We start from the raw sequence: 22,835 nt of genomic DNA, 5'->3' as shown, positions 1-22,835 counted from the left end.
GGCCTTGGGCCATCAGGGAAGTTCTGTGGCTATTTTTTGCTCATATGTAAACTCGTGTCTTTTTGGTGGTTGACAGCGTTCCAAGGCTTTCTATGATGGCCTCAGCCTGAATGCCCCCCCATGGGCCCGACAACAGACGCAAGCAAGCGTCGAGGGACTTCGCTGATGAGCGCAACCGCCACCCCCACCCGTCACGACTGGACGCTCGCCGAAGTGCGTGCGCTGTTCGAGCAACCCTTCAACGACCTGCTGTTCCAGGCGCAGAGCGTGCATCGTGAGCACTTCGACCCCAACCGCGTGCAGGTTTCCACCCTGCTGTCGATCAAGACCGGCGCCTGCCCGGAAGATTGCAAGTACTGCCCGCAGTCCGGCCACTACAACACCGGCCTGGACAAGGAAAAACTGATGGAGGTGCAGAAGGTGCTGGAGGCGGCCGCCGAGGCCAAGGCCATCGGCTCCACGCGCTTCTGCATGGGCGCGGCGTGGAAGCATCCGTCAGCCAAGGACATGCCCTACGTGCTGGAGATGGTCAAGGGCGTGAAGAAGCTCGGCCTGGAAACCTGCATGACCCTCGGCCGCCTGGATCAGGAGCAGACCCAGGCGCTGGCCGACGCCGGCCTGGACTACTACAACCACAACCTCGACACCTCGCCGGAGTTCTACGGCAACATCATCACCACCCGCACCTATGGCGAGCGCCTGCAGACCCTGGCCTACGTGCGCGAGGCGGGGATGAAGATCTGCTCCGGCGGCATCCTTGGCATGGGCGAGTCGCTGGATGACCGCGCCGGCCTGTTGATCCAGTTGGCCAACCTGCCGGAGCACCCGGAAAGCGTGCCGATCAACATGCTGGTCAAGGTCAAGGGCACGCCGCTGGCCGAGGAGAAGGACGTTGACCCCTTCGACTTCATCCGCACCCTGGCCGTGGCACGCATCATGATGCCGAAGTCCCACGTGCGCCTGTCCGCCGGTCGCGAGCAGATGAACGAGCAGATGCAGGCCCTGGCTTTCATGGCCGGCGCCAACTCGATTTTCTACGGCGAGAAGCTGCTGACCACTGGCAACCCCCAGGCGGATAAGGACATGGCTCTGTTCAAACGTCTTGGCATCAAGCCGGAGGAACGCGAGGAGCATGCTGATGAGGTACACCAGGCGGCCATCGAGCAGGCACTGGTCGAGCAGCGCGACTCCAAGCTGTTCTACTCGGCCGTCTGACGACGGCCGCCATGAGCCGCAAGTGTCGCTTGCTTGCCTCTTGAAGCTTGTGGCTTGCCGCTTGGAGCTTTGTAATGCCTTTCGATTTATCCGCCCGCCTGGCAGAGCGCCAGGCCGCCGATCTGTTCCGCCAGCGCCCGCTGCTGCAGAGCCCGCAAGGGCCGCAGGTGCATGCCGATGGCAAGCAACTGCTGGCCTTCTGTTCCAATGACTATCTAGGCCTGGCCAATCACCCGGACGTCATACGCGCGCTGCAACTGGGGGCGCAGAAATGGGGCGTCGGCGGCGGCGCCTCGCATCTGGTGATCGGCCACAGCACACCGCATCACGAGCTGGAAGAGGCGCTGGCCGAATTCACCGGCCGGTCGCGTGCACTGCTGTTTTCCACCGGCTACATGGCCAATCTGGCTGCCGTCACCGCGCTGGTGGGGCAGGGCGACAGCGTGCTGGAGGATCGCCTCAACCACGCCTCGTTGCTCGACGCCGGCTTGCTGTCCGGCGCGCGCTTCTCCCGTTATCTGCACAACGATGCGGTCAGCCTGGCCAGTCGTCTGCGCAAGGCCAGCGGCAACTGCCTGGTGGTCAGCGATGGGGTGTTCAGCATGGACGGCGACCTGGCCGATCTGCCGGCACTCTGCGCTGAGGCACGCGCCCGCCAGGCCTGGGTGATGGTGGACGATGCCCATGGCTTCGGCCCGCTGGGGGTGAGCGGTGGCGGTATCGTCGAGCATTTCGGTCTGGGTCAGGATGACGTGCAGGTGCTGGTTGGCACCCTGGGCAAGGCCTTCGGCACGGCCGGGGCGTTCGTCGCCGGCAGCGAGGAACTGATCGAAACCCTGATCCAGTTCGCCCGGCCCTATATCTACACCACCAGCCAACCACCCGCCGTGGCCTGCGCCACCCTGAAGAGCCTGGAGCTGCTGCGCAGCGAGCACTGGCGTCGGGAGCATCTGAACCGGCTGATCTCCCGCTTCCGCCAGGGGGCTGCCGAGATCGGTCTGCACCTGATGGAGAGTCCTACGCCGATCCAGCCGATTCTGGTGGGCGACAGTGCCCGTGCGCTGAAGCTTTCCGCTCTGCTCAAGGAACGCGGTCTGCTGGTGGGCGCCATTCGCCCGCCGACGGTGCCGGCAGGCAGCGCGCGGTTGCGCGTCACGCTGTCCGCCGCGCACAGCGAGGCGCAGCTCGAACGCCTGCTGGAGGCTTTGTCCGAGTGCTGGCCGCTGGTGAGCCCCGATGACTGAGCGGCTGATCCTGTTGCCAGGCTGGGGGCTGGACGGTGCGCTGCTGCAACCTCTGGCCCAAGCCCTGGGCGATACCCTGCAGGCAGAGATTGCGCCATTGCCAAGGCTGACTACGGCAGACCCCAACGCCTGGCTCGACGAGCTGGAGGCGCGGCTGCCCAGCGATTGCTGGCTGGCCGGTTGGTCGCTGGGCGGCATGCTGGCCAGCGCTTTGGCGGCGCGCCGTGGCGCGCGCTGTCGTGGGCTGATCAGCCTGGCCAGCAATGCCTGCTTCGTCGCGCGCGAGGATTGGCTCAGTGCAATGCCTGCTGACACCTATGCCGCCTTCCATGCCGGCTGCGAGGCCACTCCAGCCGCCACCCTCAAGCGCTTCGCCCTGCTCTGCGCCCAGGGCGCTGCCGATGCACGCGGCCTGTCACGACAACTGCAGGCTCACCTGCAGACGCACGCTGACGAGCACCTGCTCGCCGGGCTCGAGGTGCTGGCCCGCCTGGACAACCGCAACGCCCTGGCGAGCTATGCCGGGCCGCAACTGCATCTGCTGGCCGAGCAGGACGCCCTGGTGCCGGCGGCGGCCGGCGAAGCCTTGCTGGCGCTGCTGCCGGCAGGCGAGGTGGACGTGCTGGAGGGGTGCAGCCATGGCTTCGTGCTGGAGCAGCCAGCCAGCCTGGCCGCACTGATGCTCGACTTCATCTGCGAGGCCCATGATGGTGACCTGTAGGGTGCGCCCTGCGCACCGGCTGCCTGAATCTCAGGAAGCACAGCCCGGACTGCTGCCGGACAAACGCCAGGTAGCGGCGTCCTTCTCCCGTGCGGCGGCCAGCTATGATGCCGTCGCCGAATTGCAGCGCAGTGTCGGTGACGAGTTGCTGGCGCGCTTGCCGACGGATATGCAGCCAAGGCGTTGGCTGGATCTGGGCAGCGGCACCGGGCACTTTACCCGGGCCTTGGCTGCGCACTTCAACGCCGAGGGCCTGGCCCTGGACATTGCCGAGGGCATGTTGCGCCACGCCAGACCCCTGGGTGGCGCTGCGCACTTCATCGTCGGCGATGCCGAGGCGTTGCCCTTGCAGGACGCCTGCCTCGACCTGCTGTTCTCCAGCCTGGCGCTGCAATGGTGCGCCGACTTCGCCCTGGTTTTGCAGGAGGCCACGCGGGTCTTGCGGCCAGGTGGCGTGCTGGCCTTTTCCAGCCTGTGCGTCGGTACCCTGCAGGAACTGCGTGATAGCTGGCAGGCGGTCGATGGCTTCGTCCACGTCAACCGTTTCCGTCACTTCGAGGACTACCAGCGTCTATGCGCGGCCAGCGAGCTGCAGGTGCTGAGCCTGCAACGCCAGGCCCATCGCCTGCATTTTCCCGATCTGCGCAGCCTGACCCGTTCGCTCAAGGACATCGGCGCGCACAACCTCAACCCCGGGCGCCCGGATGGCCTCACCGGCCGCGCCCGTATCGCCGCGCTGCTGTCGGCCTACGAGCGTTATCGCGAGACGGACGGCCTGCCGGCCACCTACCAGGTGGTCTATGGCGTCCTGCGCAAGCCCTTCTGAACCCTCCTGCGCAACGGAGAAACAACCTGCCATGCCCCATGCCTATTTCGTCACCGGCACCGATACCGAGATCGGCAAGACCACCATCGCCGCCGGCCTACTGCATGCCGCGCGCCTGCGCGGCCTGAGTACGGCGGCGGCCAAGCCGGTGGCCTCCGGCTGCGTGATGACGGCGCAGGGCCTGCGCAACGACGACGCCCTGGCACTGCTCGGTGAGTGCTCGCTGCCGCTGCGCTACGAGGAGGTCAACCCGCTGGCCTTCGCCCCTGCCATCGCCCCGCACCTGGCCGCCCGCGAAGCGGGGGTGACGCTGGATGTCGCCACGCTGCAAAAGGCGGTGGAGGCCATACTGGAGCGTGGCGCGGACTTCACCCTGGTGGAAGGGGCGGGTGGCTGGCGCGTGCCGCTGGCAGGGCAGCAGACCCTGTCCGACCTACCCGTGGCATTGAACCTGCCGGTGATTCTGGTGGTGGGCGTGCGCCTGGGCTGCATCAACCACGCTGTGCTCAGTGCCGAGGCCATTGCCCGTGACGGCCTGCACCTGGCCGGTTGGGTGGCCAATATCGTCGATGCCGATACCTCGCGCCTCGCGGACAACCTCGCCACTCTTGGCGAACGCCTGCCAGCCCCCTGTCTGGGGCAGGTGCCCTGGCTGAAGCAGGCCACGCCAGCGGCTGTCGCCAAGCACCTATACCTTGATGGCCTGTCGCTATCGTAATAAGCGGTAACGCGAGCATAGCCATTTCTCTGTACATTTTTTAGGCAGTATCTGCTTCAATACAGTCCATCAGCTTCCAACCCCGCGAGGGCGTTCATATGGAAATTTCTTCCAGCGCATTCAGTTCCGGTCTCAGTGGCATTCAGTCCGGTCAGCGCCGCGCTGAGCAAGCCGCCGCCGAAATTGCCGGCAACAGCCTGCCCGCTGCCCAACCGGCGAACCCGAACCCTGCGCAGAATCAGGTCAATCCGACCCGGCAGAGCGCCGAGCCGACCAGCCCCGATTTGACCGAAAGCCTGGTCTCGCTACGTGTTGCCGAAAACGAAGTACGTGCCAACTCCAAGGTGGTCAAGACCGCCGACGAGGCGTTGGGCACCCTGATCGATACCCGCGCCTGACGGCGGCCTCGTGCCCCGGTCGTTGGCTGTCATGCGGGAAGGTAGGCACAGATGCAGATTGCCAGCAGCACGGCCTATATCCCCGCCCAGCCGATAGCCTCAGCGGCCCGGCCGCTTTCTTCCGACGCCACTCCCGACCTCGCTCGCTCCGATCTGGCTCCGGCCGCGCCGACGCAGGAGGCGCAGGCCGATAATGCCGCTTCACCCCGCGAAGAGGCCGATCAGTCCCCTACAGATGGCCAGTCCGCCAGGCGCGATCAGCAACTGCTCCAGGAACAAGCCGAAATCTCCCAACTGAGCCGACGTGACCGCGAGGTGCGTGCGCACGAGCAGGCGCACGCCGCCGTGGGTGGGCAATACGCCGGCGCCCCCACTTACGACTTCAAGCGCGGGCCCGATGGCCAGCGTTATGCGATATCCGGTGAAGTCAGCATCGACGTCAGCCCGGTGCCCAACGATCCCGCAGCGACCCTGCAGAAAATGGAGATCGTCCGGCGCGCCGCGCTGGCCCCTGCCGAACCCTCCGCCCAGGATCTGAGCGTTGCCGCCATGGCGCAGGCGCAGGCGGCCCAGGCGCGCGTGGAGTTGGCGCAACAGCGCCGCGAAGAAACCACCGAAGCCAGCGACGAAACGCAGCAGGGCGAGGAGCAGGCGGCGGATGGCGAGAAGCCCACCAGCAGCGATTCCCAGCAGCCCTCCACGGCAGCACCTAGTCTTGATCTATATCGGCGCATCGGTGCCGAGCAGACGGTGGTATCGCGCATCGATCAGGTCGCCTGACCAGCCGATTGCCAGTGCTTGACAAAGGGTGAGCCCTAAACGTATGTTTCAAACGCCTGTTTGATTGCCGGCCCGCTTTCAGTGGCTAGGCAGCCGGGAGCGATCCCGCAGAGACCGAGAATCCGGTCACCCTGACAACTGACTCCATCGCAGAGGTTTACCGTTATGCCTGACTACAAGGCCCCCTTGCGTGACATTCGTTTCGTTCGTGACGAGCTGCTGGGCTACGAAGCTCACTACCAGAGCCTGCCAGGTTGTCAGGACGCCACCCCGGACATGGTCGATGCCATCCTCGAAGAGGGCGCCAAGTTCTGCGAGCAGGTACTGGCTCCGCTGAATCGTGTGGGTGACACCGAAGGCTGCACCTGGAGCGAGTCTGGCGTGAAGACCCCGACCGGCTTCAAGGAAGCCTATCAGCAGTTCGTCGAAGGTGGCTGGCCGAGCCTGGCGCACAGCGTCGAGCACGGTGGCCAGGGCCTGCCGGAATCCCTCGGCCTGGCCGTCAGCGAGATGGTCGGTACCGCCAACTGGGCATGGGGCATGTACCCCGGTCTGTCCCATGGCGCGATGAACACCATCGAATCCCACGGCACCGACGAGCAGAAGCACACCTACCTGACCAAGCTGGTGTCCGGCGAGTGGACCGGCACCATGTGCCTGACCGAGCCGCATTGCGGCACCGATCTGGGCATGCTGCGCACCAAGGCCGAACCTCAGGCCGACGGCACCTACAAGGTCAGCGGTACCAAGATCTTCATTTCCGCGGGTGAGCACGACATGGCCGAGAACATCGTCCATATCGTGCTGGCGCGCTTGCCCGATGCACCGGCCGGTACCAAGGGTATCTCCCTGTTCATCGTGCCCAAGTTCCTGCCCAATGCCGAAGGCGGCGTGGGTGAGCGCAATGCCGTGGCCTGTGGCTCCATCGAGCACAAGATGGGCATTCACGGTAACGCCACCTGCGTGATGAACTTCGATGGCGCCACCGGCTTTCTCATCGGCCCGGCCAACAAGGGCCTGAACTGCATGTTCACCTTCATGAACACCGCTCGCCTGGGCACCGCGCTGCAAGGCCTGGCCCATGCCGAAGCCGGTTTCCAGGGTGGTATCAAGTACGCTCGCGAGCGTCTGCAGATGCGTTCGCTGACCGGCCCGAAAGCGCCGGACAAGGCCGCCGACCCGATCATCGTGCACCCCGACGTGCGTCGCATGCTGCTGACCATGAAGGCCTTCGCCGAAGGCAACCGCGCCATGGTCTACTTCACCGCCAAGCAGGTGGACATCGTCAAGTACAGCCAGAGCGAAGAAGAGAAGAAGGCCGCTGACGAACTGCTGGCCTTCCTCACCCCGATCGCCAAGGCCTTCATGACCGAAGTGGGCTTCGAGTCCGCCTCCCACGGCATGCAGATCTACGGCGGCCACGGCTTCATCGCCGAGTGGGGCATGGAGCAGAACCTGCGCGACTGCCGCATCTCCATGATGTACGAAGGCACCACCGGCATTCAGGCGCTCGACCTGCTGGGCCGGAAGGTGCTGATGACCCAGGGCGGTGCGCTGAAGAACTTCACCAAGATCGTGCACAAGTTCTGCCAGGCCAACGAAGGCAACGAAGCCGTCAAGGAATTCGTCGAGCCGCTGGCCAAGCTGAACAAGGAGTGGGGCGACGTCACCATGAAGATTGGCATGGCGGCGATGAAGGATCGCGAGGAAGTCGGTGCCGCTTCGGTGGATTACCTGATGTACTCCGGTTACGCCTGCCTGGCCTACTTCTGGGCCGACATGGCGCGTGTGGCCGCCGAGAAGCTGGCAGCCGGCGAAGGCGATGCCGCGTTCTATCAGGCCAAGCTGCAGACTGCGCGCTTCTACTTCGCGCGCATCCTGCCGCGTACCCGTACCCATGTCGAAGCCATGCTTTCGGGTGCCAGCAACCTGATGGACATGGACGAAGAGCACTTCGCGCTCGGCTTCTAAGTTTCAGCCTGCTGCAAGAGGAGCGCCGCCCACTGGGCGGCGTTCCCGTTTCTGCCTTAGCAGGCTGTTGAAAAACTACCTGCGTTGGCAATACTGCGTTAAAAACAGCCTCGTGTGCGAGCCCAGTCAAAATGCTCATTTACAGCACGTAAACTGCGCTTTTTCGGCTGTTTTTGCCTTGTCTTGCCTGCCTCGCCTACGTTTTTCAACTGCCTGCTAGGAATGTCGCATTCCGTCGCTGTTTTCCTCCTGGGAAGCAGGCAGAATGCTTGCATCTTCCATCTCGGGTGCCGCCGTGATTCGTCTGGCCCGCTTGCGCTTCAGCCATTTCGTCTCGTCGTTGCCGTTTCTGCTCGGTGGCATGGTGGCCGCGCGCCTGCCCGTGCTCAACGAATTCTTCATTTCCCTGTTCAACGTGTTGCCGACCCTGCTGTTGCTGCTCGGTGGCGCCTTCTGCATGGTCTATGGCCGGCAACGCGAAGTCGTGCTGCTGGCGCTGCTTTATATCGGCTACTTCCTGCTCGATATCCAGGTCGATCACTTCCGCGAACATGGCCAGGTGCGCAGCGATGCGGTGCTGGTGTTCCACCTGATCTGCCTGCTGCTGCCTGCGCTCTATACCCTGTATGGCTGCTGGCAGGAGCGCTCGCATCTGCTGCAGGATCTGTTCGCCCGCGCACTGGTGCTGCTGGCGGTTGGCGCGGTGGCGCTCGGCCTGGCGCGACGCTATCCGCAGGGCATCGCCGACTGGCTGGTGCAGGTGCACTGGCCGGCGCTGCACGGTAGCTGGATGAGCCTGGCGCAACTGAGCTATGGGATGTTCCTGGTCGCCTTCATCGCCTTGCTGGTGCAGTACCTGCGTCTACCCAGGCCGCTGCATGCCGCACAACTGGTGGGGCTGCTCGGCCTGCTGTGGATGCTGCCGCAAGTGTTCATCCTGCCCCATGCATTGCAGGTGATGAGCAGCATGGTGATGCTGGTGCTGGTTGCCGCCGTGGCCCACGAGGCCTACCAGATGGCCTTTCGCGACGAACTCACCGGCCTGCCGGGGCGGCGTGCGCTCAACGAGCGTTTGCAGCGTCTGGGGCGTGACTACGTGATCGTCATGGTCGACGTCGATCACTTCAAGAAATTCAACGACACCCACGGCCATGACGTCGGTGATCAGGTGCTGCGCCTGGTCGCCAGCCTGTTGCGCAAGGTGGGCGGCGGTGGCAAGGCCTATCGTTATGGTGGCGAGGAGTTCACCCTGCTCTTTCCCGGCAAGAGCCTGGAGCAGTGCATGCCGCACATGGAAGCCGTGCGCCTGGCCATCGAGCAGTACCGCATGCAGTTGCGTGACAAGCAGAACCGGCCGCGCGACGATCGTCAGGGCAAGCAGCATCGTACCGGCAAGAGTGCCAACGAAGTTTCGGTGACCGTGAGCATGGGGGCGGCCGAGCGCCAGGCGCAGCAGCGCCGCCCGCAGGAGGTGATCAAGGAGGCGGACAATGCCCTGTACAGTGCCAAGGCGGCCGGGCGCAACTGCATTCGCAGTGCCGCGCAGCGGCGTGGCGCGGTGCGGGTGGTGGTGGACGGGGACTGAGCCTGGCTGCGTTCGCCCATGCTGGCAGAATGCATACGGATGCTGAATGTTTGGTCACAACACGACCCTATGTGTCTGTCGAGTTGTTGTATTAAGCTCGGTCTCCTGTCGTCAGTCCGTTTCCCGAGGATATGCCATGGCCGATTACAAAGCCCCCCTGCGCGACATGCGCTTCGTGCTCAATGAAGTATTCGAGGTCTCCAAGCTCTGGGCCGAGCTGCCGGCCCTGGCCGAGGTGGTGGACGAAGACACCGCCAATGCCATTCTCGAAGAGGCCGGCAAGGTCACTGCCGGCAGCATCGCCCCGCTGAACCGCAGCGGCGACGAGGAAGGTTGTTCCTGGGACAACGGCGTGGTGAAGACCCCCGCCGGTTTCCCCGAGGCCTATCGCACCTACGCCGAAGGCGGCTGGGTCGGCGTCGGTGGTTCGCCGGAGTTCGGCGGCATGGGCATGCCCAAGGTGATCGGCGCCCAGGTCGAGGAGATGGTCAACTCGGCCAGCCTGTCCTTCGGCCTGTACCCGATGCTGACCGCTGGCGCCTGCCTGTCGATCCTCAATCACGCCAGTGAAGAGCTCAAGGCGCAGTACCTACCGAACATGTATGCCGGCGTCTGGGCGGGCTCCATGTGCCTGACCGAGCCGCACGCCGGCACCGACTTGGGCATAATCCGTACCAAGGCCGAACCGCAGGCCGATGGCAGTTACAAGGTCAGTGGCACCAAGATCTTCATCACCGGCGGTGAGCACGACCTGACCGAGAACATCATCCATCTGGTATTGGCCAAGCTGCCGGACGCACCGGCTGGCCCGAAAGGCATTTCGCTGTTCCTGGTGCCCAAGATCATGGTCAATGCCGACGGCTCGCTGGGTGAGAAGAACGCCCTGGGCTGCGGCTCCATTGAGCACAAGATGGGCATCAAGGCCTCGGCCACCTGCGTGATGAACTTCGACGGCGCCACCGGCTACCTGGTGGGCGAAGTGAACAAGGGCCTGGCGGCCATGTTCACCATGATGAACTACGAGCGCCTGGGCGTCGGCATCCAGGGCCTGTCCCTTGGCGAGCGCAGCTATCAGAGCGCCATCGAATACGCCCGCGAGCGCATCCAGAGCCGCGCCCCGACCGGCCCGGTGGCCAAGGACAAGGCGGCCGACCCGATCATCGTGCACCCCGACGTGCGTCGCATGCTGCTGACCATGAAGGCGCTGAACGAGGGGGGGCGTGCCTTCTCCAGCTACGTCGCCATGCAGCTCGATACGGCCAAGTACAGCGAGAACAAGGACACCGCCAAGCGTGCCGACGAACTGGTGGCGCTGCTCACCCCGGTGGCCAAGGCCTTCCTCACCGACATGGCGCTGGAAACCACCGTGCATGGCCAGCAGATTTTCGGTGGCCACGGTTTCATCCGTGAGTGGGGTCAGGAGCAGTTGGTGCGCGACTGCCGCATCACCCAGATCTACGAAGGCACCAACGGCATCCAGTCGCTGGACTTGATGGGGCGCAAGATCGTCGGCAGCGGCGGCAGCTTCTACAAGCACTTCGCCGACGAGATCAAGGCCTTCATCGCTTCGGCCGATGCCAGCCTCGCCGAGTTCACCCAGCCACTGGCCGCTGCCGTGCGGAACCTCGATGAGCTGACCACCTGGGTACTGGAACAGGCCAAGAACAACCCCAACGAGATCGGTGCGGCCTCGGTCGAATACCTGCAGGTGTTCGGCTACACCGCCTATGCCTACATGTGGGCCTTGATGGCGCGAGCTGCGCTGGGCAAGGAAGGCGAGGACGAGTTCTATGCCAGCAAGCTGGGCACCGCACGCTTCTACTTCGCCCGCCTGCTGCCGCGCATTCATTCGCTGAGTGCTTCGGTCAAGGCGGGTAGCGAGTCGCTGTATCTGCTGGATGCTGCGCAGTTCTAAGCGCTGTCGCTACATCCCGAACCCCGGCCTTCGCGCCGGGTTTTTTTATGGGTTGTTCGTGCGGGGCTCGGGAAGTCAGTGTGATACTGGACTGGCAAGTTTGTGTGTTGGCTTGTTCGGGTGCTTGTTCCGGATTGCCGCGTTTTTGCTGATATTTCTGGTTTCGCCCTCCCGGGCGAGTCACTTTGCGGGCAAAGTAACCAAACCCTCCGCCCTTTCATCCGGCCCTGGCTGCGCCAGGGTTCGCTCACTCCATCGCCGCTCCAGAGGCCCGCCGCGGTGGGCCATCCCTGGCCCATCGCGGCTCTCGCGACATCCATGTCGCTCAACCTCTTCCACGACGATTCCGTTCGCCCTCCTGGGCGGGCTCTGCACGCGCCTGAACCCTAGGTAACCCAGAAGTAGTGTGGAGTGCTTGAAGATTGGGTCAGCCGTAGGGCTGACCGGGATGCAGGCTGAAAACCGGCAAGCTATCCAGGCGAATGAAACTACGTGAATGAAAGTTTTGGTTTAACTCGACGACCCAATCGCGACTTCATCGCTACTAGAACACGCCGAGCAACCTATGGAGTGCATACTCGTTCAGGCGCGCGAATGGCCCCTTCAGGAGGGTGAGTGGAATCGTTGCGCAGAGGGGCGAGCCGCAGGGATGCGGCGAGAGGCTTAAAGGGCCAGGGACGGCCCTTGTAAGCCGACCCTCGGAGCGACGATGGAGCGAACGAACCCCGGCGAAGCCGGGGCCGGATGGCGGGGCCAAGCCTTTTTGCCTTCTTTTGTGGCGTTTGACAAAAGAAGGTCGCCGGGGGGCGAAACGGGAGACATCAGCTAAACGCTGATAAGCAGCTTAAACACCGAAACAACTGAAAACCAGCACACAAACTTGCCAGTCCGGTATCAACCAAGCATTCCCCACAAAATGCGATGAACCTTCTTGTTTTCAGGGGGCGGCGTTCCTGTCGACAGGCGGGGAGGTTGGTCGTGGACTGACGTAGTCGCCTTGCCTTGTTTAATGTATATACATATTGCTCTGGCCCTTTCTCACCAGAGGTGCCCTTTCCACAGCAGACGCTAAGAAGACTCCGGTGGTGCATTGGTTTATACGAGAGCGATGATCCAGACGGATGTCGCTTGACGTCCATTCGATCTGCTCATAATGTATATACAAATTGAGCCGAGAGAATCCCATGCCGATGCAATCCACCGCGAAACAGCTCTGGCGCGATGTACAGGTCTTCGATGGCCTGACGCAACTGGACGAGGCGATGAACCTGCTGGTCGAGGACGGTTGCATTGCCGGCCTGTGGCCGTCGCGCACCTTCGACGAGGCGCTGGCTGAGGGCGCTGTCGAAGCAGGGCGCGGCGGCGTGATGACGCCCGGTCTGGTCGATTGCCACACCCATCTGGTGTACGCCGGCAATCGTGCCGGTGAATTCGAGCAGCGTCTGGAAGGCGTCAGCTACGAAACCATCGCCCGCAATGGCGGCGGCATTCTCAGCAGCGTGCGCGCTACCCGTGCCGCCAGCGAGGACGAGTTGATCGCCGCCAGCCTGCCGCGTCTCGATGCGCTGCTGGCCGATGGCGTGACCACGCTGGAGATCAAGTCCGGCTATGGGCTGACCGTCGCAGACGAACTGAAGATGCTGCGCGTGGCCCGCCGCCTCGGCGAGCTGCGCCCGGTGCGGGTGCTCACCACGCTGCTCGGCGCCCATGCCCTGCCACCGGAATATGCCGGCCGCGCCGACGACTACGTCAGCCTGGTCTGCGACGAGATGATTCCGGCCGCTGCTCGTGAGCGGCTGGCCGATGCGGTGGACGTGTTCTGCGAAGGCATCGGTTTCTCCCCGGCGCAGTGCGAGCGTATCTACCAGGCAGCCCAGGCCCACGGCCTGGCGATCAAGGCCCATGCCGAGCAACTGTCCAACCTCGGTGGCAGCGCCCTGGCTGCAAGCTATGGCGCGTTGTCCACCGACCATATCGAGTACCTGGATGAGGCCGGTGTGCAAGCCATGGCCGAGGCGGGCACCGTGGCGGTGCTGCTGCCCGGCGCCTTCCACGTGCTGCGCGAAACCCAACTGCCGCCCATCGACCTGCTGCGTCAGTACGGCGTGCCGATGGCGGTGGCCAGCGACGCCAACCCCGGCACCTCACCGATCTGCATGCCGACGCTGATGGCCAACCTGGCCTGCACGCTGTTTCGCCTCACCCCGCGCGAAGCCCTGGCCGGCATGACCGCCCACGGCGCCCGCGCCCTCGGCCTGCCCGACCTCGGTCGCATCGCAGTAGGGGCGCCGGCGGATCTGTGCCTGTGGGATATCCAGCAACCGGCCGAACTGGCCTACGCGGTGCAGGCCGGGCGTCTGCGTCAGCGCGTGTTCAATGGAGTCGTGACCTATGCTCGCTGATCGTCACTCGATGGCCGCCTGGAGCGGTCGCACCGACCCGGAAGCCGACAGCGCGCGCTGGCACCAGCGCATCCAGGTGCTCGCCGAAGACAGCCAGCCGGGCCTGGCCTTGCTCGGCTTCGCCTGCGATGAAGGTGTGCGCCGCAACCATGGCCGGGTCGGCGCCGCCGCTGCGCCACAAAGCGTGCGCAAGGCCCTGGCCAACCTGGCCTGGCATCGTCAGGCGCCGGCCTTTGACGCCGGTGACGTGACCTGCGAGGACGGCGACCTGGAGGCGGCCCAGGCGCGTCTCGGCCAAAACGTCTGCGCGCTGCTGGACGCCGGCCATCTGCCGCTGGTGATCGGCGGCGGGCATGAAGTGGCCTTCGGTAGCTGGTCAGGCCTGGCCGAGCATCTGTCTGGCAACCCAGCTCCTAAAATCGGCATCATCAATTTCGACGCCCATTTCGACCTGCGCGACCCGGCCCATGTGCACTCCTCCGGCACGCCCTTCGCGCAGATCGCCGAGCAGTGCGCCGCACGCGGCTGGCCGTTTCGCTACGCCTGCCTCGGCGTCAGCCGCGCCAGCAACACCCGCGCGCTGTTCGCCCGTGCCGCCGAGCTGAACGTGCTGGTGCGCGAGGATAACGAGATCCGCGAGTCGACCCTCGATGCCATCGGCGCCGAGCTGGACGCCTTCACCGCCGAGTGCGACGCGCTCTACCTGACCATCGATATCGATGTGCTGCCGGCTTGCGAAGCGCCGGGCGTCAGCGCGCCAGCCGCCCGTGGCGTGCGCCTGGAGCTGCTGGAGCCGCTGCTCGAACGGCTCAAGGCCAGCGGCAAGCTGCGCCTGGCCGACCTGGCCGAGCTCAACCCCGAATACGACATCGACAACCGCACCGCCAAGGTGGCGGCGCGGCTGATCCATCTGCTCAGTCTCTGAGCTGGCAAGGACCGCGCTTCCCGCACAACAACAATTACGAGGAAACCCCGATGTTCATCACCGCCCGCCGCGGCCAGGAGCCGCGTCATGTCTGAATCCCTGCCATTGAGCGGCAGCGTGTCGCGCCCACGTGCCCTGGCGCGCTTGCTGGGTTACAGCCTGATTGGCCTGCTGCTGTTCTTCGTGCCGTTCGAGATCGCCGGGCGCTCGACCATCCTCCTCGACCACGCGGCCAGCGCCCTGCAGCTGCATGCGCGGCCACTGGTGATCGGCGTGGCGCTGCTGTTCATGCTCTACGGCGCGCTGGCGCCCTGGCTCGACGGTAGCTGGCGGCGTAGCCTGACCCACAGCGTATTCAGCGTGCTCAAGGTGTTTGGCCTGCTGATCGGCGCCGTTTACCTGCTGCAGCTCGGCCCGCAGGCGCTGTACCAGCCGGACATGCTGCCGTTCCTGTTCGACAAGCTGGTGCTCAGTCTAGCGCTGATCGTGCCGCTGGGTTCGCTGGCCCTGGTGTTCCTGATCGGCTTCGGCCTGCTGGAGCTGATCGGCGTGCTGATGCAGCCAGTGATGCGGCCGATCTGGCGCACGCCGGGCAAGTCGGCCATCGATGCCGTGGCGTCCTTCGTCGGCAGCTACTCGGTGGGCCTGCTGATTACCGACCGCATGTACCAGCAGGGCCACTACAGCGTGCGCGAGGCGGCGATCATCGCCACCGGGTTCTCCACCGTGTCGGCGCCGTTCATGGTGATCATCGCCAAGACCCTGGGCCTGATGGGCCAGTGGAACCTGTATTTCTGGGGCGCCATGGCGGTGACCTTCGCCGTCACCGCGATCAGCGCGCGCCTCTACCCGCTGTCGCGCCTGCCGTCCGAGTCCACGCCCGAGGCGCAGCTGCAACCCGGTGAAAGCCGCCTGGGCAGCGCCTGGCGCGCCGGCATGCAGCAGGCCAGCGTGGCGCCATCTCTGGGCTCGGCGCTGCGCGAAACCTTCGTCGATGGCCTGCGCATGACCGCCGCCATCCTGCCGAGCATTCTCGCCGTCGGCCTGCTCGGCTTGCTTGCCGCCAAGTACACGCCGCTGTTCGACGCGCTCGGCGTGCTGCTTTACCCGCTGACCTGGCTGTTCGGCCTGGAAGAACCCATGCAGGTAGCCCGCGCCATCTCCGCCGGGCTGGCGGAAATGTTTCTGCCGGCAATGCTGCTCAAGGATGCCGACGTGCTGGTGAAGTTCGTCAGCGCCATCGTCTCGGTCAGCAGCGTGCTGTTTCTCTCCGCCTCGATTCCCTGCGTGCTGGCCACGCGAATTCCCCTGAGCCTGGGCCACCTGCTGCTGATCTGGCTGCAACGCACCCTGCTCAGCCTGCTGCTGGCCATCCCGCTGGCCTACCTCGCGCAATTTTTGGGTTGGCTCTGACCACCCACCCCTGACCCGTTCCCACAGGAGCCCGCAACATGACCAAGTTCCGCGACACCGAAATCCGCGCCCCGCGCGGCACCACGCTCACCGCCAAGAGCTGGCTGACCGAAGCGCCGCTGCGCATGCTGATGAACAACCTCGACCCGGACGTGGCCGAGAACCCCAAGGAGCTGGTGGTGTATGGCGGTATCGGCCGCGCCGCGCGCAACTGGGAGTGCTACGACAAGATCGTCGAGAGCCTGACCAGCCTGAATGACGACGAGACCCTGCTGGTGCAGTCCGGCAAGCCGGTCGGCGTGTTCAAGACCCACAGCAACGCGCCGCGCGTGCTGATCGCCAACTCCAACCTGGTGCCGCACTGGGCGAGCTGGGAGCACTTCAACGAACTCGACGCCAAGGGCCTGGCCATGTACGGCCAGATGACCGCCGGCAGCTGGATCTACATTGGCAGCCAGGGCATCGTCCAGGGCACCTATGAAACCTTCGTCGAAGCCGGTCGCCAGCACTACGCCGGCAACCTCAAGGGCCGCTGGGTGCTGACCGCAGGCCTCGGCGGCATGGGCGGTGCCCAGCCGCTGGCCGCCACCCTGGCCGGCGCCTGCTCGCTGAATATCGAATGCCAGCAGAGCAGCATCGACTTCCGCCTGCGCAGCCGTTACGTCGACGAGCAGGCCACCGATCTGGACGACGCCCTGGCGCGCATCGCCAAGTACACCGCAGAGGGCAAGGCCATCTCCGTCGCCCTGCTGGGCAATGCCGCCGAGATACTGCCGGAACTGGTACGCCGTGGTGTGCGCCCGGACATGGTCACCGACCAGACCAGCGCCCACGACCCGCTCAACGGCTACCTGCCGATCGGCTGGACCTGGGAGCAGTACCGCGACCGCGCGCAGACCGACCCACAAGCGGTGGTCAAGGCCGCCAAGCAGTCCATGGCCGTGCATGTGCAGGCCATGCTCGACTTCCAGAAGATGGGCGTGCCGACCTTCGACTACGGCAACAACATCCGCCAGATGGCCAAGGAAGAAGGCGTGAGCAATGCCTTCGACTTCCCCGGTTTCGTCCCAGCCTACATCCGCCCGCTGTTCTGCCGGGGCATCGGCCCGTTCCGCTGGGCGGCGCTGTCCGGCAACCCCGAGGACATCTACAAGACCGACGCCAAGGTCAAGGAACTGATCCCGGACGACGCCCACCTGCATCGCTGGCTGGACATGGCCCGCGAGCGCATCGCCTTCCAGGGCCTGCCGGCGCGTATCTGCTGGGTTGGCCTGGGCCAACGCGCCAAGCTCGGCCTGGCCTTCAACGAAATGGTGCGCTCCGGTGAACTGAGCGCGCCGGTGGTGATTGGCCGCGACCATCTGGACAGCGGCTCGGTGGCCAGTCCCAACCGCGAGACCGAGGCCATGCAGGATGGCTCCGATGCCGTGTCCGACTGGCCGCTGCTCAACGCCCTGCTCAACACCGCCAGTGGTGCGACCTGGGTGTCGCTGCACCACGGCGGTGGCGTGGGCATGGGCTTCTCCCAGCATTCGGGTATGGTCATCGTTTGCGATGGCACCGACGAAGCCGCCGCGCGCATTGCCCGCGTGCTGACCAACGACCCGGGCACCGGCGTGATGCGTCACGCCGACGCCGGTTACCAGATCGCGATTGATTGCGCCAAGGAGCAAGGTCTGAACCTGCCGATGATCGGCTGAAGCTCGACGCCGGCCCGCTGGGCCGGCCCATCAATCACTACACGTATCGCGATTTCAGCCATCATTCGGCTCTGATTCGCCAGGCGCGAACTCACCCCGTGGAAGAACAGAACATGACCACCCTGAACCTGAAACCCGGCCAACTGACCCTGGCCGACCTGCGCGCCGCCTACCAGGCGCCCGTGCATCTGACCCTGGACGCCAGCGCCCACCAGGCCATCGACGCCAGCGTCGCCTGCGTCAACCAGATCATCGCCGAGGGCCGCACCGCCTACGGCATCAACACCGGTTTCGGCCTGCTGGCCTCGACCCGCATCGCCAACGACGACCTGGAAAAGCTGCAGCGTTCGCTGGTGCTGTCCCATGCCGCCGGCATCGGCGAGCCGCTGGATGACGCCATGGTGCGCCTGATCATGCTGCTCAAAATCAACAGCCTGGCGCGTGGTTTCTCCGGCATTCGCCGCCAGGTGATCGAGGCGCTGATCGCCCTGGTCAACGCCGAGGTCTACCCGCATATCCCGCTGAAAGGCTCGGTCGGCGCCTCCGGTGACCTGGCGCCGCTGGCCCATATGTCGCTGGTGCTGCTCGGCGAAAGCCAGGCGCGGCACAAGGGTCAATGGCTGCCGGCCAGCGAGGCGCTGGCCATAGCCGGCCTGGAGCCGATGACCCTGGCTGCCAAGGAGGGCCTGGCCCTGCTCAACGGCACTCAGGTGTCCACTGCCTATGCCCTGCGCGGCTTGTTCGAGGGCGAAGACCTGTACGCCGCCGCCAGCGTCTGCGGCGCGCTCAGCGTCGAGGCGCTGCTCGGCTCGCGCTCGCCCTTCGATGCACGCATTCATGCCGCCCGTGGTCAGCGCGGGCAGATCGACGCGGCGGCTGCGTTCCGTCACCTGCTCGGCGACAGCAGCGAGATCGGCCGTTCCCACGCCGCCTGCGACAAGGTGCAGGACCCGTATTCGCTGCGCTGCCAGCCGCAGGTCATGGGCGCTTGCCTGACCCAGTTGCGCCAGGCTGCCGAAGTGCTCGGCGTCGAGGCCAATGCGGTGTCGGACAACCCGCTGGTGTTCGCCGCCGAAGGCGAGGTGATTTCTGGTGGCAACTTCCACGCCGAGCCGGTGGCCATGGCCGCCGACAATATCGCCCTGGCCATCGCCGAGATCGGCTCGCTGTCCGAGCGGCGCGTCTCGCTGATGATGGACAAGCACATGTCGCAACTGCCGCCGTTCCTGGTGGCCAATGGCGGCGTGAACTCCGGCTTCATGATCGCCCAGGTCACCGCTGCGGCCCTGGCCAGCGAGAACAAGGCACTGTCCCATCCGCACAGCGTCGACAGCCTGCCGACGTCGGCCAACCAGGAAGACCATGTGTCCATGGCCCCGGCTGCCGGCAAGCGCCTGTGGGACATGGCCGCCAACACCCGTGGCGTGCTGGCCGTGGAATGGCTGGGCGCCTGCCAGGGCCTGGACTTCCGCGAAGGGCTGAAGAGTACGCCGGCACTGGAACAGGCCCGGCAGGCGCTGCGCGCCAAGGTGCCGTACTATGTCGAGGATCGCTTCTTCGCCCCGGATATCGCCGCCGCCGACGAGCTGCTGGCCGAGCGGGTGCTGACGCCGTTGCTGCCGGCCGGCATGTTGCCGTCCGTGAGCTGAACTGCGTAGCCCGGATGCAATCCGGGAGCCTCAAACTCAGGCCCCGGATTGCATCCGGGCTACGGCGCTGGGAGCGGAGCGCTTAGCTCCGCTATCATCCGCGCACTCGGTCTTGCCAAGGAGCTTTCGTGACCACCACCCCGCGCTACAAGGCCATCGAGGCATTCCTGCTGGATCGCATCCAGGGCGGCGCGTTTCCGGTCCATCATCAGATCCCGCCGGAGGAGCAACTGGCGCGCGACTTCGGCGTCAGCCGCATGACCGCCAACAAGGCAATCCAGAATCTGGTGCAGCAGGGTTACCTGATACGCCAGGCCGGCCTGGGCACCTTCGTCACTGACCGCAAGGCCGAGTCGCCGCTGCACGAGGTGATGAACATCGCCAGCGAAGTGCGCGGCCGTGGTCACACCTACGGCAACCGCGTGTTGCGCTGCGAAGCCATCGCCGCCGACGATGAGGTCGCCTTGCGTCTGGGAGTGCGCCTGGGTACCGAGGTGTTCCACAGCGTGCTGGTGCACCTGCAGGACGGCCTGCCGATCCAGCTAGAGGATCGCTTCGTCAACCCGCGCTGGGTGCCCGATTACCTGCAAACCGACTTCAGCCAGCGCACGCCCAACGAGGTGCTGGTAGCCAGCAGCCCGATGTCGGACGTCGAGCATGTGGTCGAGGCCGTGCTGGTGGATGCGCAAACCGCCGAGCATCTGCAGATCGATCCGGCCATGCCCTGTCTCAGCGTGATTCGTCGCACCTGGTCCGGCGATCACCTGATCAGCTACGCGCGGCTGCTCCACCCCGGCGAGCGCTACAAGCTGCGTTCGCTGCACAAGCGGCGGGGATAACCGCTGTAGGGTGCGCCGTGCGCACCGCGTCCTCGGTTGCCGGTGGTGCGCACAGCGCACCCTACGCGGCGGGGATATCGAAAGCAGCGAGACCTCAATCGGCGATCAGTCGATCCACCAGTGACGGGTCGTCGATAAAGCGATTACGCGTTCCTTGCAGCGCCTCGATCCTGTCGTTGCGGGCTTTCTCTTCAGCATCCGGCGGATCCAGCCTGTGCCAGGCCTTGTACATCGGCACCAGGCCGACGATGGGCAAGTCGTACTCGACATGCATGTAGAAGATCGCCCGGGCGATATTGCCCTTGGCTTCGTCGCGCGGCTCCACCAACTGGTAGCTGGTCTTCATATCGCAGTCGATATCGGCGAAGGTGCTCGGTACATCGTCGCTCAGTTCGGCGAATTGCGCGTTGCGCCGCTTCAGCTCGACCCGCGCGAGGGCCGGGTAATGGTTGTGCAGATCCGCCTCGATGAAGGGATAGCGCGGATTCATGATGGTGCATTGGCGTTCGGTGATGCAGCGCATTGCGCGCTTGAGCTGCTTGATGCTGTAGATCGGGCTGGCGACCAGGGTGCCGTCTTCACCGGTGAATGCCTTGCCGCAGTAGAGGGTGCTGCCGCCCTGGCCGTAGAGATCTTTCCAGAAGGCCTGGGCGATGGCCTGTTTGGGGTCGCTTAGCTGATTCTGGCCGCCGGCCAGGACGACAGTGCCGATGCAGGTTGCCAGGCAACTCAGAAGCAGGGTGACGACGCGCATGCTCTAGCCTCGGTGACCGCCGTGGTCGGGGGTCTGTTGTTGTTCTACGACGCGGGCAGTCTAGCAAGAGGCTTGTAGGGAATAAACGCGCCCCATCGATTGCCAATCCTAGGGTATGGCAGCGTCGTGCTGCGGGCTGGGTCACGGCTCGATCGTGAAGACGTCGTGGTTCGAGGGCATGTAAGCCATGGCTTACATGTTGTCGCGATGATCGCCGCTTTCAGGCGATGCGGTACGGGCGTACTGTGCATCCATGGATTCGGCGCAGGAAGCGCATCGACGATCAAGGACACACTGGACAGCCACCAGGACGGTGAGCAGATCAAGGACGTCAGGACAACAGTCTGCAGAGCCCCGCTAATGCGGGGTTTTCTTTTTTCTGCCTGGCGCTTTTCCACCGGCTCCTGCTTTCGAGCCGCTCGCTGTTCGAGGCGCAAGCGCTCGAACCAGTCCAGGGGCTCGTCCCATAGCTGCTGCGCCGCAGGGCGGAAATATCCCCTATGACCGATAGTGCCCAGGCCCTCGGCTTCGGAGTCGAGCGTGCGCGCCTGATAGGGCGCGTTGACGTAGGCAGCCATGAAGGCAGCGCGTGAGGCGGGAGCCACAGGTCGTCCAGCGTATTGAGCGCCACGATGGGGAGGCACCTGAGCGAAGCGTTTGGCCGGCCCCAGGGCGAGCGCTGTCTTGCCACCGGGGAAGTGGTGGTAAAGGCTGCCCTTGGGCGCTTCGGCGATGGCCAGCAGTTCGTTCAGGCCGAGGCCATGCAGGCCGCTGATCAGGCCATATCGGCATCGGTCCCGCTTCAGGGCGTTTCCCAGGCGCCGTCGAGCGCGCTGCGCAGCAGGTCGATCATCGCCTGCTGGCGCTGTGCATCGCGATACACCAGGCCGACCTGTAGCGGGATGCGTGGCTCGCTCAGGGGCTTCCAGAGCAGGCCGTGGTGGGCATGCATCTGCCTGGCGCGCCCGGGCAGCACGCTGGCCAGGGTGGTGTGCGGCAGGCTGTCAAGAATGCCGTTCATGTGGTTCAGCTCCGCCTGCACGTGTGGCCTTCGGCCGAGCAGGGCGAGCTGCTCCTGCCAGATCTGGCGGATGCGAAACTCCTCGCCCAGCAGCAGCATCGGCAGGTCCGCTGCCTGGCTCAGCGACACCTTGCGGAAGTCGCGCAGGGGATGGTTCTCCGGCACCACCGGCTGTAGCTCGTCCTCGTACAGCGCCAGGCTATGCAAGCCCGGCTGACGCGGCGGCAGGAAGCCGATGCCAATGTCCAGGCCGCCGCTGAGCAGGCGCCGCTCGATGTCCACGCCCGAGAGTTCGTAGAGCTTGACCACTAGCTGCGGCTGGGCCTGCTGCAGGCGTTCCAGCAGTAGCGGCACCAGGCTGGCGTTGACCGTCTGCAGGACACCGATGGACAGGCTGCGTGGCCCCGGTCCGCGGAAGCTGCGCAGTGCCTCGCGCGCGCGCTCCATGCCATCGAGCAACGGTACGGCGTGGTTGTACAGGGTGTGTGCGGCCAGTGTGGGCAGCAGGCGCCTGCCGCTGCGCTGGAACAGGCCGACATCCAGATCGCCTTCTAGCTGGCGGATCTGTTGTGACAGTGCCGGTTGGGAAATGCTCAGGCGCTCGGCAGCACGGCCGACATGGCCCTCCTCATAGAGCGCGACGAAATAGCGAAGTTGACGAAAATCCATAAGATTCCGTTATGAATCAAGCAGGGAAATCGAAATGTCAAAATTGCCCGAAGCTCCTTAGTCTAGCGGCATGATCAACAGCCGATAAGG

Annotated in this window: 18 protein-coding genes; 16 read left to right on the top strand and 2 right to left on the bottom strand. The window is 65.0% G+C overall.

All coding sequences use genetic code 11. The features are described from left to right. The first annotated feature begins 165 nt into the window (after positions 1-165). The 16 genes from bioB (at position 166) to hutC (ending at position 20,301) form a co-directional block, all read left to right on the top strand. A complete protein-coding gene (gene bioB / locus PVE35_RS22205) occupies positions 166-1,215 on the top strand; it encodes a biotin synthase BioB (protein ID WP_268179246.1) in 1,050 nt (349 codons plus the stop codon). 74 nt (positions 1,216-1,289) lie between these two features. Then, positions 1,290-2,459, top strand: coding sequence for an 8-amino-7-oxononanoate synthase (gene bioF, locus PVE35_RS22200; protein WP_277373000.1), 1,170 nt, complete (start codon positions 1,290-1,292; stop codon positions 2,457-2,459). Beyond that, the gene (locus PVE35_RS22195; RefSeq protein ID WP_277372999.1) at positions 2,452-3,180 is read left to right on the top strand and encodes an alpha/beta fold hydrolase; all 729 of its coding nucleotides are present in this window, start codon (positions 2,452-2,454) and stop codon (positions 3,178-3,180) included. The genes bioF and PVE35_RS22195 overlap by 8 nt, the downstream gene beginning before the upstream one ends. Continuing rightward, on the top strand, positions 3,167-4,006 hold the full coding sequence (gene bioC, locus PVE35_RS22190; RefSeq protein ID WP_277374926.1) for a malonyl-ACP O-methyltransferase BioC: 840 nt from the start codon (positions 3,167-3,169) through the stop codon (positions 4,004-4,006). The genes PVE35_RS22195 and bioC overlap by 14 nt, the downstream gene beginning before the upstream one ends. Before the next feature lie 31 nt (positions 4,007-4,037). Next, positions 4,038-4,724 carry a dethiobiotin synthase gene (bioD, locus tag PVE35_RS22185; protein ID WP_268179243.1) on the top strand — a complete coding sequence of 229 codons (687 nt, stop codon included), beginning with the start codon at positions 4,038-4,040 and terminating at the stop codon, positions 4,722-4,724. Positions 4,725-4,822: 98 nt separating this feature from the next. Beyond that, positions 4,823-5,122 carry a hypothetical protein gene (locus tag PVE35_RS22180; RefSeq protein ID WP_277372998.1) on the top strand — a complete coding sequence of 100 codons (300 nt, stop codon included), beginning with the start codon at positions 4,823-4,825 and terminating at the stop codon, positions 5,120-5,122. 51 nt (positions 5,123-5,173) lie between these two features. Then, positions 5,174-5,902 (top strand): putative metalloprotease CJM1_0395 family protein, encoded by a 729-nt coding sequence (locus tag PVE35_RS22175; protein ID WP_277372997.1) that lies wholly within the window; start codon positions 5,174-5,176, stop codon positions 5,900-5,902. 165 nt (positions 5,903-6,067) lie between these two features. Next, positions 6,068-7,873 (top strand): phenylacyl-CoA dehydrogenase, encoded by a 1,806-nt coding sequence (locus PVE35_RS22170; RefSeq protein WP_268179240.1) that lies wholly within the window; start codon positions 6,068-6,070, stop codon positions 7,871-7,873. A 295-nt stretch (positions 7,874-8,168) separates the two neighbouring features. Beyond that, on the top strand, positions 8,169-9,458 hold the full coding sequence (locus tag PVE35_RS22165; RefSeq protein ID WP_277374925.1) for a GGDEF domain-containing protein: 1,290 nt from the start codon (positions 8,169-8,171) through the stop codon (positions 9,456-9,458). 136 nt (positions 9,459-9,594) lie between these two features. After that, positions 9,595-11,373 carry an acyl-CoA dehydrogenase C-terminal domain-containing protein gene (locus PVE35_RS22160; protein ID WP_277372996.1) on the top strand — a complete coding sequence of 593 codons (1,779 nt, stop codon included), beginning with the start codon at positions 9,595-9,597 and terminating at the stop codon, positions 11,371-11,373. A 1,184-nt stretch (positions 11,374-12,557) separates the two neighbouring features. Next, on the top strand, positions 12,558-13,775 hold the full coding sequence (gene hutI / locus PVE35_RS22155) for an imidazolonepropionase (protein ID WP_277372995.1): 1,218 nt from the start codon (positions 12,558-12,560) through the stop codon (positions 13,773-13,775). Next, a complete protein-coding gene (gene hutG / locus PVE35_RS22150; RefSeq protein ID WP_277372993.1) occupies positions 13,765-14,700 on the top strand; it encodes a formimidoylglutamase in 936 nt (311 codons plus the stop codon). The genes hutI and hutG overlap by 11 nt, the downstream gene beginning before the upstream one ends. Positions 14,701-14,787: 87 nt before the next feature. Beyond that, positions 14,788-16,113 carry a YjiH family protein gene (locus tag PVE35_RS22145; RefSeq protein WP_277372992.1) on the top strand — a complete coding sequence of 442 codons (1,326 nt, stop codon included), beginning with the start codon at positions 14,788-14,790 and terminating at the stop codon, positions 16,111-16,113. A gap of 38 nt (positions 16,114-16,151) precedes the next feature. Next, positions 16,152-17,813: a urocanate hydratase gene (hutU, locus tag PVE35_RS22140; protein WP_277372991.1), complete on the top strand. Its 1,662-nt coding sequence runs from the start codon at positions 16,152-16,154 to the stop codon at positions 17,811-17,813. A gap of 113 nt (positions 17,814-17,926) precedes the next feature. Then, positions 17,927-19,462: a histidine ammonia-lyase gene (hutH, locus tag PVE35_RS22135; RefSeq protein ID WP_277372990.1), complete on the top strand. Its 1,536-nt coding sequence runs from the start codon at positions 17,927-17,929 to the stop codon at positions 19,460-19,462. A 128-nt stretch (positions 19,463-19,590) separates the two neighbouring features. Then, a complete protein-coding gene (gene hutC / locus PVE35_RS22130) occupies positions 19,591-20,301 on the top strand; it encodes a histidine utilization repressor (RefSeq protein ID WP_268179233.1) in 711 nt (236 codons plus the stop codon). A 94-nt stretch (positions 20,302-20,395) separates the two neighbouring features. Here hutC and PVE35_RS22125 read toward each other — a convergent pair whose 3' ends face one another. After that, positions 20,396-21,055, bottom strand: a complete 660-nt coding sequence (locus PVE35_RS22125; RefSeq protein WP_277372989.1) for an endonuclease — start codon at positions 21,053-21,055, stop codon at positions 20,396-20,398. An 802-nt stretch (positions 21,056-21,857) separates the two neighbouring features. After that, complete coding sequence (locus PVE35_RS22120) at positions 21,858-22,745, bottom strand: LysR substrate-binding domain-containing protein (RefSeq protein WP_277372988.1); 888 nt, start codon at positions 22,743-22,745, stop codon at positions 21,858-21,860. Positions 22,746-22,835: the final 90 nt, after the last annotated feature.

The organism is Pseudomonas sp. AA-38, from assembly GCF_029457475.1.
Classification (GTDB): domain Bacteria; phylum Pseudomonadota; class Gammaproteobacteria; order Pseudomonadales; family Pseudomonadaceae; genus Aquipseudomonas.
The sequence above is the reverse complement of the archived record's forward strand: the minus strand, read 5'-3'. Positions and strand labels throughout refer to the sequence as shown.